This is a genomic window from Lactococcus sp. FSL K6-0773 (genome assembly GCF_038006485.1).
Taxonomy (GTDB): Bacteria; Bacillota; Bacilli; order Lactobacillales; family Streptococcaceae; genus Lactococcus; species Lactococcus lactis.
The window spans coordinates 913,684-925,665 of record NZ_JBBOVF010000001.1; the positions used below are offsets into that span (position 1 = coordinate 913,684).

Genomic DNA, 11,982 nt, shown 5'->3' on the forward strand with positions numbered 1-11,982 from the left:
GATATTAGAATAATAGGCTTTTTTGTCAGTAAAATTTTGTTTAAAATAAAAAACCTTGAAAAATCAAAGGTTTTTTATTTTAATAGTCTTTCTGTTCCGGAGAGAAATCACTCTCCTGATCATTTTTTCCAACTATTTTTACTAATGTTTCTTCCGCTTCATTGAGTGTTTTTTTCAAGGTTTCCGAAATTTTCATTCCTTTTTGAAATTCAGCAATAGCATCTTCCAATGCTACATCACCAGATTCCAACTTACGAACAATATTTTCTAACTCTGCCAAATTATCTTCAAATTTTACATCTTCTTTTTTGGTTGCCATTATTTTACCTCCACTATTACTTTTCCGTCAGTCAATTCAACATCTAAAGTCTGACCTTTTTTCACATCACTTACGGATTTAATAATCTTTCCCTTTTCGTCAGTAACGAGGGAAAAACCACGCGCTTTTATTTTCGAAATATCTAATAAAAGTAAAGACTGATAAAGTTGCTCCGTCTTATTCTTTTTAGCTTCAACTATCTTTCCGTAAGTCGGAATTAATTTCCCAGCTGACAGCTCATAACGGTGTTTCATATTTGCAACTTTATTTTCCGTCAGCACTGACAAACGTTCACACAGACGGTCAAGTTTTTGTAAGTGTCCATCGTACAAGCGTTCTGGCTGTCTAAAAACGACTGACTGGCTTAATTTATCTACTCGTTCACGCCTTATTTTAATTACATGTGTTAAGCGGTTAAAAAGTCGTTTTTCCTGCTCATTCGCCCAATTTATTAAATCAACCTTCGTATTTGGTGTTGCTAATTCGGCTGCCGCTGTTGGAGTCGCTGCACGACTATCAGCAACAAAATCAGCTAAAGTCACATCTGTTTCATGTCCAACCGATGAAATAATTGGAATACGTGATTCAAAAATTGCTCGAACCACAATTTCTTCATTAAATCCCCATAAATCTTCGATAGACCCACCACCACGACCAATAATCATGACATCAAAATCACCACGTTGATTAGCTCGACGGATATTTCCAGCAATTTCTTCAGCCGAACCTTGTCCTTGAACTTTTGTCGGATAAAGAACGATTTGACTCATCGGAAAACGACGTTGAACCGTCGTGATAATATCTCGAATGACCGCTCCTGACGGGCTAGTTACCACAGCTATTTTCTTAGAAAATTGTGGCAAAGTTTGTTTCCAACGTTGTTCAAATAGCCCTTCAGCAGTCAGCTTTTTCTTCAACTGTTCAAACTTAACCGCAAGAGCTCCAACGCCATCTGGAACTAAACTTTCAATATTTATAGAATAAGAGCCAGAAGGTGGATAAATACTGATTCGACCGACAGCCAAAACTTTCATCCCTTCTTCTAATTCAAAGTCTAATTTGCGAAATTGTCCCGCCCACATCGTAGCTTGAATCACAGCGCCCTCATCTTTAAGTGCAAAATATTGATGATTTGGTCTTCTTCTAAAATTTGAAATTTCTCCTGTCAAATAAACCCGTTCAAGATATGGATCACGGTCAAATTTCGCTTTTAAATATTTTGTTAAGGTTGATACTGATAAATATTCTGTCATTCCCTCACTCTTTAGTTCTCAATTAATCTTTTTACTAATCATTCTGTTAGTAAAATTTCTACTGCTAAAATCGAAAAAAAGTAAAAAGTTTATCTTCAAAAAACTTCTAACTTAAAAATAAGTCCTTAGAAATTACTATAAACTTAGTTACTCTTTTATTAATTAACTATTTATTTTCATTCATTTTTCTACTTGCTGCACGAACTGTCTGTTCCATAAGCATTGTAATCGTCATCGGACCAACTCCACCAGGAACGGGGGTAATCAAACTTGCAACATCTTTTACTTCATCAAAATCAACATCGCCATGAAGTTTTCCATCTTCATCACGGTTCATCCCAACATCAATTACAACTGCACCTTCTTTGACATCCTCAGCTTTAATCATCCGGTCACGGCCAATAGCAACCACCAAAACATCAGCTTCCTTAGTCAATTCGCGCAAGTTTTCTGTTTTCGAATGAGCAATCGTCACAGTAGCATCAGCCATCATTAATAATTGCGCCATTGGTTTTCCGACGATATTTGAACGACCAATCACAACTGCACGTTTACCAGAAAGTTCCACATCATATTCTCGGAACATTTCCATAATACCGGCTGGAGTTGAAGGAATCATCAAAGGATTTCCAGACCACAAACGTCCCATATTCATTGGGTGAAAACCATCCACATCTTTTTCTGGATCAATAGCTAGTAAAACCTTTTCTTCAGAAATATGTTCTGGCAATGGCAATTGTACCAAAATACCATGCCATTGTTCTGACTGATTATACTGTTCAATTAAATCTAACAGTTCTTGTTCCGACACAGTTTCTGGTAGACGAACCACACTAGAATTTAAACCAATTGCTGTGGCTTGTCGTGCTTTATTTCGGACATAAATTTGACTCGCAGGATCTTCGCCCACAAGAATAACGGCAAGACCTGGAACATTGTCCGCTTCTTTTAATTTATCGACTTTAACTTTCAACTCAGCTTGCATTTTAGCAGCAAGTGCTTTTCCATCTATCAAGTTCATAGAACTATTATACCATAAGCTAACATTCATCCTCTAATCATCATCATTCCTTTTTCTTTCTTTATTTTAAATTGTTCGTAATTTTTAATAAAGGAATAATTCCAAATTAAAAAGAAACTTCTTTCCAAAGAAAAGAAGTCCTTAATTAAAATATACTACTCAAAACCTTTTTTTATATTTAACTTTTCCAATAGTTAACGTTGCCACTAATCCCAATCCCAATTCTGCTAATACTAAACTTAAATCATCATCAGCACCTGTTTTGGGAAGCTCTTCTTTCGTTACAGTTGGTACAAGTTGCAAGCTCATTGCGCTTAATGAACTTGAAAGACTTGGACTACTTGATACCTTAGAAATTAAAGTCGAAACTTTTGCTTCATTTGAAGATAAATTTGAGTGACTCAAGTTATTTAGTTTCACTTCTGAAGTATACGAACTATTTGAAGTTAGACTTGAGCCATTTTTATCATTAGATTGTAAATTTGGATTAGTCAACATACTTGAAGATGTTGTTGAACCACTTGACTCAGATGAAGTCAAACTTGCACTACTTGATTCATTTGAACTCAGACTCGAATGACTTGAATTTTTAGAAGATGAACTTGTAGTACTAGTTTGACCAGTGTTTGAATTTGAATCACTTGTCCCACCAGAACTTGTCATACTACTTTCACTTGAACTTAAGCTTGAAGCACTTGAACCTTCTGTGCTTGAACTTGATTGACTTGAGTCTACCGAAGATGAACTGCCAATACTACTTTCACTGAAATTTGAACTTGAAGCACTTGAACCTTCTGAGCTTGAACTTGAGCTATTTACCCCAGCTGAACTTGACTGACTCGAGTCTACCGAAGATGAACTGGCAACACTACTTTCACTGGAATTTGAACTTGAAGCACTTGAACCTTCTGCGCTTGAACTTGAGCTACTTACCCCAGTAGAACTTGACTGACTTGAGCCCACAGAAGATGAACTGGCAATACTACTTTCGCTGGAATTTGAACTTGAAGCACTTGAACCTTCTGCGCTTGAACTTGAGCTATTTACCCCAGCTGAACTTGACTGACTCGAGTCCACCGAAGATGAACTGGCAACACTACCTTCACTGGAATTTGAACTTGAAGCACTTGAACTCTCTGAGCTTGAACTTGAGCCATTTACTCCAGCTGAACTTGACTGACTCGAGTCTACCGAAGATGAACTGGCAACACTACTTTCACTGGAATTTGAACTTGAAGCACTTGAACCTTCTGCGCTTGAACTTGAGCTATTTACCCCAGCTGAACTTGACTGACTCGAGTCTACCGAAGATGAACTGGCAACACTACTTTCACTGGAATTTGAACTTGAAGCACTTGAACCCTCTGAGCTTGAGCTTGAACTTGAAGCATTAGAAGTCGAACTTGAAGTATTTGCTTCACTAGAATTAGAACTCGTGTTGCTTGATACATTTGAAGATGAAGTTGAACTACTAGCTGCACTTGATGAAGAACTGGCACTACTGCTTGATTGGCTACTATTAGCACTAGAATTTGGATTAACTGTTGAAGCACCAACACTTGGAGTTAAAGAATTGATAATTGTCGTTATTCCATTAAGTGCATTATTAACGAAATTATTAATATTATTTTGTATTTGACTAATAGTGTTCGAAAGACCATTTTCGATAGCTCCAAGACCTGGTAAATTATTTACAATCCCCGTCGCACTTTCAACAATATTATTGATCGCATTTTGCAATTGATTGAGCACTTGGTTAAGAATATCCGAAGCACCAGCAGGAAGATTACCAAATGAGTTTAGACTATTTTGGAGCGTGTTCTCAATCGTGGCTAAGGCTGTTGAACCAAGGCTTGTAAGATTACCCAAACTATTATTTACTTGGTCAAGAAGGCTGGAAACTCCCGTTAAATTCGCAACTTCTCCCAAAGATGCTCCAGTAAGATTATTTAATATTGGGCTTAAAACATTATTAACTGTAGTACCTACAAGTGGAATATTACTAATAGTTGGAGATAATTGACTCCAAGCAATTTGACCTACTCGATTAATCGCTGAATTAACTACTAAACCAGCCAAGTAGTTGACAAGATCATTTCCTTGAAGAGAGACAAGTGTGTCTAAATCAAAATTAACACCACCCAAGGCATTGGAAGTTGTCGTATTAAGTTGATTAACAATCCCACTTGTTACAGTACTTATTGCGCTAAGTACTGGGCTTAGTACTAGACTTGCCCCCGGAATACTTGAAAGTCCTGGAATTGTTGGATTTTCAAGAAAAGTAAGCATAGCAGCAGGGCTCATTGATGGGATAGCATTAAATGCCGCCGCAATTTGCCCTCCAACTAATGGAATTTGGCTAACATCTAAACCTGCAGATTTTATTTCATTTAATAGAAAGGCTCCAGGATTAGCAGCTGCTTCCTGAATATTTCCAACAATATTGACGATTTGTTCAACACCATTAAGAGCTGCCGCGGCTGTAGTCATTCCTGGAATATTAAAAGTTCCAAGAGTGCTAAAAATATTTGCTAAACCACTAATTCCCACTGTCGAAATTGCTTGATTTACAAGATCTCCAAGTGTTGTGTTAAGAATAGCTGAACCACTTGTTGTAGCAGGCGCTGCTGCAGCTAGTGCCTGAGTAAGCATTGGCACCATGGACGGATTAGTCGCTAGAATAGCTGTAAAAGAAGCGACAGCAGCACTCGAAGCACTAGCACTACTATTTCCCACAAGATTCATTTCCGAACTTTGAGAAACTGATGCAATACCACTATCAATTGCTGAACTTTCACTCAAAACTCCTGATGAACTTGTTGAACTTTGAGACCCAACTGCCGAATCAACACTGTCTGCAGCATTAGAAGAACTTAATATAGAATTGCTGCCATTATCATTTGATGAGCTTGAATCTGCAAGCGATACGATATTGTTTGTAGGAGTTTGAATAACCACCGTACTTGTCGTATTTTGGCTTTCATTAATTGAGTTGCTACTATCTGACACATTTGAAGTTATTCCCTCAGTATCAGTTTCTACTGTGTTAGCCAGTGATTTATTAGAACTTTGGTCACTAGCTTGTTCGTAAGCAACTTGATTTTGACTAGCAGCTACATCACTATTTGTCGATGAAGCTAGTGCTGAATAACTTGTTACCTCAGTAATACCACTAATTTGCTGACTACTATCAATTGCTGTGTCCGCTTTTACATTTTGGTCAGTAATCGTTCCGGAAACGATAATTATAGCTAATGCTGAAGTAGCAAATAACCAACTTTTCCCTGATTTCCAAGTTCGAAAATGAGACTTGGAGGTAACAGTAGTCACTTCTGGCCGTATTTTTTTCATTTATTCTCTCATTGCTGATACTTTTTATAAAGTATCACTATGATTATATATCATGATATCACATTTAAGTTACAAAAGAAACCTATAGATTATTATTTCGTAACATTTATAGAATATAATTTTTTTCCTTGACTTTGATAGTTTACAAATGTAAACTATATATAGATAGAAATTTCAAAGCATTCATTTAGGAGGAAAATATGTCAAATAAAACTCATTCGTCTAATCACGATGAAATGATGTCTGAGCATCATCATAATCATGAAATAATGGATATGGAGCACGAAAACCATGAGATGCACAACATGCACAATATGGATAATATGCATGATATGGACAATATGGATATGATGAATCATGGAGGACACATGATGCATATGGGTGATATGAGTAAAAAGCTCAAAGTGGCTATCATTCTAATGATTCCCCTTCTACTCATTTCACCAATCGCTGGCTTTACTATCCTTAAATTCCCCGGAAGTGAAATTTTGCAACTTATCCTTGGTACAATTATCTTCTTTTACTCTGGGACTCCTTTTTTTAGCGGAGCAAAAGGTGAATTAAAAAGCCGTAAGCCAGCCATGATGATGCTGATTACAATGGGAATTACCGTTGCCTATGCTTATTCTGTTTACGCCACAATCATGAGTCTTAACGGACATATGGGCATGAACTTCTGGTTTGAACTGGCAACTTTAATTGTCATTATGTTGATTGGTCACCTGATTGAGATGAAAGCAATCATGGGTGCTGGCGATGCATTGAAAGATTTAGCAAGCCTTGTTCCCAAAAAAGCTCACTTAAAAAGCGGGAAGGATGTTGAGCTTTCAGAACTAAAAGTTGGCGATTTACTTTTAGTGAAAGAAAATGAGAAAATACCTGCAGATGGCCTTATATTAAGTGAAGCGCTCGTTGATGAGTCAATGATTACTGGTGAAAGCCGAGCAGTCAATAAAAAAACAAATGATCTTGTTTATGGTGGTTCCCTCAATCAAAACCAACCATTTGAGATGAAAGTCACAACCCTTGGAAAAGATTCATTTCTCAATCAAGTGGCCGAATTAGTCAAGAAAGCCCAAGCTCAAAAATCTAATTTGGAAAATATGGCAGATAGAGTGGCTGGTTACCTTTTCTATGCCGCACTTATTGTTGGTATCTTCTCATTAGTTTTTTGGACAATTAGTTCTAACTTTAGTTTTGCTCTACTTCTTGCGGTTTCTGTTTTTGTAATTGCATGTCCACACGCTTTAGGTCTTGCGGTTCCACTTGTTGTTTCTCGCCTAACCAGTATTTCTGCTAAAAATGGTTTATTAATTCAAAACAGAACTTCTCTAGAAAAAATAAATACAATTAAATATGCCTTAATGGATAAAACGGGAACATTAACTGACGGTAAGTTTATTGTTCGTAATGTTATTGATTTTACTGATGAAACAGACATTCTCCAAATCATGGCAGCACTTGAAGGAAGTTCCACCCACCCGATTGCTCAATCAATCGTTTCAGCTGCTAAACCTCTTGAAAATCTAAAAGTTGAAGCGGTTGAAAATATTCCAGGAGTTGGGATTAAAGGGCAAGTTAATCAAAACTTTTATCAAATTGTTAACTATAAATATCTTCGTGAAAATCAACTTTCTTATGATGAAAAAAAGATTGCTCAATATTTAGATTTAGGTTTAACTGTATCTTTCCTAATCAATGAACAACAAGATGTTTTAGGATTTATTGCCTTAGGAGATTCTCCTAAAGCAGACGCGAAAGCCTTTATCAATGGTTTATTAGCCCAAGGAATTACCCCTGTTATGCTCACGGGTGATAATAAAGAAACTGCTCAAAAAATTGCTAGTGCACTAAATATTCCCGAATTTAGAGCGGAATTAAAACCTGAAGATAAAGCAGAAATTGTGAAAGAGTACCAAAAGAAAGCCGGCGTGCTTTTCATTGGTGATGGTGTCAATGATTCCCCAGCTCTTGCAACTGCTACGATTGGTTTTGCGATTGGAGCAGGAACTTCGGTTGCTATCAGTACCGCTGATGTCGTCCTAGTTAACTCCAATCCAAGTGACGTCTTGGATATGATTAATATCTCCAAACGCATGCTTAGAAAAATGAAACAAAACCTCTGGTTTGGAGCAGGCTATAACATTATTGCTATTCCTGTTGCAGCGGGTATTCTTTATCCATTTACAGGGATTTATATTGACCCTCTCATTGCAGCAGTCCTGATGTCAATCTCAACCGTGATTGTATCAATCAACGCGATGGGATTGAGGTATGATAAAAAATAGAAGAGCCTATGCTCTTCTATTTTTTTATATTATTATTTAGTTAAAAAAATTATTTTATATTCTTTCTTCTATTGCCAACAACATCAGGATAGAGCTTTCGTAATTTTCTTGTTGCCAATAGTGCAGATACAAGGGCTAGAACTTGCAAAATAACTGTCACGAATCCTACTAATAATCCTATCTCTAACTCTAAAAGATTATGTGCCTGATTGGCTAAAATGATCAAGACAGCACCAATCACGCTCAAAACATTGAGACTATATACTAAAATTGAAGCAATACTTTTTATTCTTAATTTATGATTCTGAACATGAAGAGCGATAGCATAAATCAGGATAAGTAAACCAAATCCCCAAACTAGATATGAGTCTGTTATTATTTTTGCAACTTGTAGTAAAAAACTGATGAATACAGCGATAATCCAGATTCCTAACAAACCATTGTATTTATAAGCTTTTTGAATCACTTCTTTTTCTTTATTTTCGTCAATCTCTTCTTTCATTTTTCAATTTCCTGTTCTTTTTTTAATTCCATGAGAGCTAAAGTTCTAAATTTTCTTGCCCTCCTGATGTAAATCCAGTAGATATACACAAGTAAATTCACAAGAATTAAATCAGTAATATAGATTAACCAAATTCCTACATCACCTGAGTCGATGTAAAGACCGGCTAACGTTATCCCCACACTTCCACAAATCATAGCAAAAACTATCAGAATGATTTCCCCTGTTTTACTGTCCTGCATTTGATAAAGTTTTTCTACCTTTTTACTATCTTCTAATTTTTCAAAGTTTCTGTAATTAAAAAAGTTTTCCGAAAGAAATAATAAAATTATCGCTACTACAAAAGATAAAAGCAAACAGGCAACTGTTGTCAAAACTAACCATTCTACAGGAGAAATTTCAAGAGAATGATTTTCTACAAAATTCATCGCAGATGCCGGAAATGCTCCTGATATTATCAGAACGGGTATTATACTCATGCCTGTCATTTTTTTATTGCTTTTTATAAATAGTTCCTTACTTCTATAAGAATATCCATATCTATCATCAGCATTCCCACCGATATCCACTATAACTTTATCAGAGTACATTGGATTTCACCCTCTTCTCTTTCTATGGTCATATAACCAATCATAACCAAAAGATAGAGCAGCGGAAACTGCAAGTCCTACTCCAACAGCTACAGCTACAGGCGCAGCCACAGCAATTGCACCAGTAACTAATGTGCCAACGGCCAAAGTGATTCCCGCATTGGCAAAACCTTTCGCCATAGCATCATTCGCATCATGCCCAGTCGCTAGTTCAACTCCTGCGGTTAAAAATCCTCCTCCGATACCTCCGGCGAAATCAGAGGCTCCTGCTAATTCTGGACCATATTTAGCCCAGCCGATAGCTCCGCTAATCCCGATTGATTGGCTCCCTAGCTCACCTTCTAGCCAATTGTCACTATCTCCTCCGCCTGGAAGTTCTCCGCCATATCCTCTTTCCTCCGCCACAAGTTGAGCTTCTTTAGAATAATAAGCAGATTGTGGTACATAATTTGGATAGTAAGTTCCGTTAGAATTACTATATACTCCTCCTGATGAATAACCATAATCACCAGAGTAAGAAGTACCTCCACCGTAATAGCCATAAGTTGGTGCATAATAAACAACTGGCGCAATGTAATTCGGCACATACTCATAGCCATTGGCATAATAAGTCGTCGCATAGGGATTGCTCGTGTTGTAATAAACAATCGGTGGAATATATTTGTAGTAAACGTTTAGCGTTTCATCAGTTTTCGGATAAAGTCCTGACCGTGTCGTGCTTCCTTCGATATAGTAATTGCCAAATCGATAAGGCACATTGACCGAATAAGGCTTGTTATAAAGCCCCGTGGTTGATTGTTGTCCTAGATAGGTACCGTCCATACCATAGTAATCATAAGTGACGGTACTTTTGATATGATAATAATCACCAACTATTATTGTGTTCCCATTTCTGTGCTGACTTTCTTGTCCATAAGCATAATGTGGAAATTCACTGGCTGGAACATTCCAAGAAACATTTGGAAACCAGATAAATTGATGTTGGGGAACGATAAGCTGATTGTTTTCGTTCGCATCATAATAGTTAAGATAAACAATATCTCTGACTTGGGTCGTCAAATGTGCTTGAAGCGCTGAACCAAAGAGGTCATAGCGAACCCCTTGTGAATATTGATAGGAATTTTCACTACGAGCTGGTGCTGGGCTGTAAAAATCATAGTCAAATTTTGACAGAAAACCGACACCCAGATAACCGCCATAAGGGAGACTAGCTTGACCGTTCAAGTCGGTATCAGGAATTGTTGTATCATAAATAACACCACTTGAATCTGTCGCAAGATTAGTGGTCTTTGGAATGACCGTTAAAAGGTTGGCAAGATTGGTTTTGACTCTTTGGGCCATATCAATATCCGTTGTGATAAAAGAGGCGAGAACAGGGATTTTAAAATTCGTGTTATGGGCGACAATTTGATAATTGAGGTTGACATTATTTGCCCCGTAGTAGAGGGCGACAATCGAGTTTCCGTCGGAGTTGGCAATGTTTTGTTCGCCTGTAAAAGCCAATCCAATCGGACAGTCAGACGTACTTTCTGCGGGGGCTTGCCAACTTGATTCATCTGTTGAAATGACTTTGTAGATCAAATCTAGATTGGTTCCGGCTAGGGTCCTTCCAACATTAGTAATTCGTCCAGAATCTCCTGCATTCATAGTATAAGTGGTCGCAGGTATGGTCGGGCCATCCGTTTGTCCAAAGTTTTCAGTACTGATTTGACCTGTTGTTTGACCTGTGATTGGAATAACCTCTGTATTTGCCGACCAAAGAAGACCATCAGGCGTTAAAAAGTTATTTGGCACAAGGTTGTTAGCCTTGATTGTAATATTGATACCATCTAGCGTGGCTGGTCCTGTAATGTCATTGGCGACTGAACCGGTCGCAGAAATCGAGCTTATTACAGGGTCTTGACCATTGGCTTGGCTGGCAATTGAACCATTTGTGAGAGCAGGACTTATGATTGTTCCGCTCGCCGATAGGCTTGAACCAATTGTGACATTTGCTTTTGATGAATCAAGGGGAACACCTGGGGCTTTTGAAGTTGAGGCGTTTATTTCCGAGCCTGAACTGGTCGAACTTGCAGTTTCTAACGAATTATAGCTTATTTCTACACTTGAAGCCTGAGCCGAACTGGTTGAAGATGATGAAACTGAACTGGCGCTTAGTGTTGTGCTTGCCTGCGAAGTTAGTGAGTTTGCCTCTTTAGTTTGCGTTTCTGCCTGTGAACTTTCTGTATTTCCTTCGGTTGTCGAATCAGACGCGGCAAGAGAAGAATTTACAGTTGGATTGGTGACAGCTTCAGTTTGACTTGGTGGGGTAACAGCCGAATTTTCATCAGCCTTTACTGCTAAAGGGTGACTAGTCACTAACAAACTTAAAAGAATTCCAGTGCTAAGTAACCAAAATTTACTTGATGACTTCATCTGAAAGTGCTTTTTCTGATTTTCCAATGCAAAACCTCCTTTTAGTGAATATTTTTTGTTTTCTGATCATTTAATATTATACGCTTAATTAGAAACTTTGGTAAAAATAAAGTAATCATTTTAACTTAATTTAAAAACAAGACTTTTAGAATACAAAAAAGCCCACCAAAAGTGGTAGGCTGCTCTTTCACTAAAGCACCAAAACATCATATTCTTGCACTTTTACACGCTCTTTTAGATTTT

At 37.5% G+C, this 11,982-nt stretch carries 8 protein-coding genes; 1 reads left to right on the plus strand and 7 read right to left on the minus strand.

Features of this window, described 5'->3' with window-relative positions:
• Positions 1-79: 79 nt before the first annotated feature.
• From MHB61_RS04410 to MHB61_RS04425, 4 genes are all read right to left on the minus strand, one after another.
• Positions 80-319 (minus strand): exodeoxyribonuclease VII small subunit, encoded by a 240-nt coding sequence (locus tag MHB61_RS04410; RefSeq protein WP_003131346.1) that lies wholly within the window; start codon positions 317-319, stop codon positions 80-82.
• Positions 319-1,572: an exodeoxyribonuclease VII large subunit gene (gene xseA / locus MHB61_RS04415; RefSeq protein WP_003131345.1), complete on the minus strand. Its 1,254-nt coding sequence runs from the start codon at positions 1,570-1,572 to the stop codon at positions 319-321. Before xseA ends, MHB61_RS04410 begins: the two co-directional genes overlap by 1 nt.
• 166 nt (positions 1,573-1,738) lie before the next feature.
• Positions 1,739-2,593, minus strand: a complete 855-nt coding sequence (locus tag MHB61_RS04420; RefSeq protein ID WP_003131344.1) for a bifunctional methylenetetrahydrofolate dehydrogenase/methenyltetrahydrofolate cyclohydrolase — start codon at positions 2,591-2,593, stop codon at positions 1,739-1,741.
• Between the two features lie 159 nt (positions 2,594-2,752).
• Positions 2,753-5,944 (minus strand): KxYKxGKxW signal peptide domain-containing protein, encoded by a 3,192-nt coding sequence (locus tag MHB61_RS04425; RefSeq protein WP_081144273.1) that lies wholly within the window; start codon positions 5,942-5,944, stop codon positions 2,753-2,755.
• A gap of 200 nt (positions 5,945-6,144) precedes the next feature.
• Between MHB61_RS04425 and MHB61_RS04430 the strand changes: the two genes are divergently transcribed.
• On the plus strand, positions 6,145-8,232 hold the full coding sequence (locus tag MHB61_RS04430) for a heavy metal translocating P-type ATPase (RefSeq protein ID WP_260309314.1): 2,088 nt from the start codon (positions 6,145-6,147) through the stop codon (positions 8,230-8,232).
• 49 nt (positions 8,233-8,281) lie between these two features.
• On the opposite strand, the gene MHB61_RS04435 is transcribed toward MHB61_RS04430, so the two are convergent.
• Genes MHB61_RS04435 through MHB61_RS04445 form a run of 3 tightly spaced genes read right to left on the minus strand, consistent with a single transcriptional unit; the run spans position 8,282 to position 11,766 of the window.
• Positions 8,282-8,734: a hypothetical protein gene (locus MHB61_RS04435; RefSeq protein ID WP_003131340.1), complete on the minus strand. Its 453-nt coding sequence runs from the start codon at positions 8,732-8,734 to the stop codon at positions 8,282-8,284.
• Positions 8,731-9,324 carry a hypothetical protein gene (locus tag MHB61_RS04440; protein WP_010905589.1) on the minus strand — a complete coding sequence of 198 codons (594 nt, stop codon included), beginning with the start codon at positions 9,322-9,324 and terminating at the stop codon, positions 8,731-8,733. Before MHB61_RS04440 ends, MHB61_RS04435 begins: the two co-directional genes overlap by 4 nt.
• A 6-nt stretch (positions 9,325-9,330) precedes the next feature.
• Entirely contained in the window at positions 9,331-11,766 is a 2,436-nt protein-coding gene (locus MHB61_RS04445; RefSeq protein ID WP_014570489.1) for a hypothetical protein, read from the minus strand.
• Between the last annotated feature and the right edge of the window lie 216 nt (positions 11,767-11,982).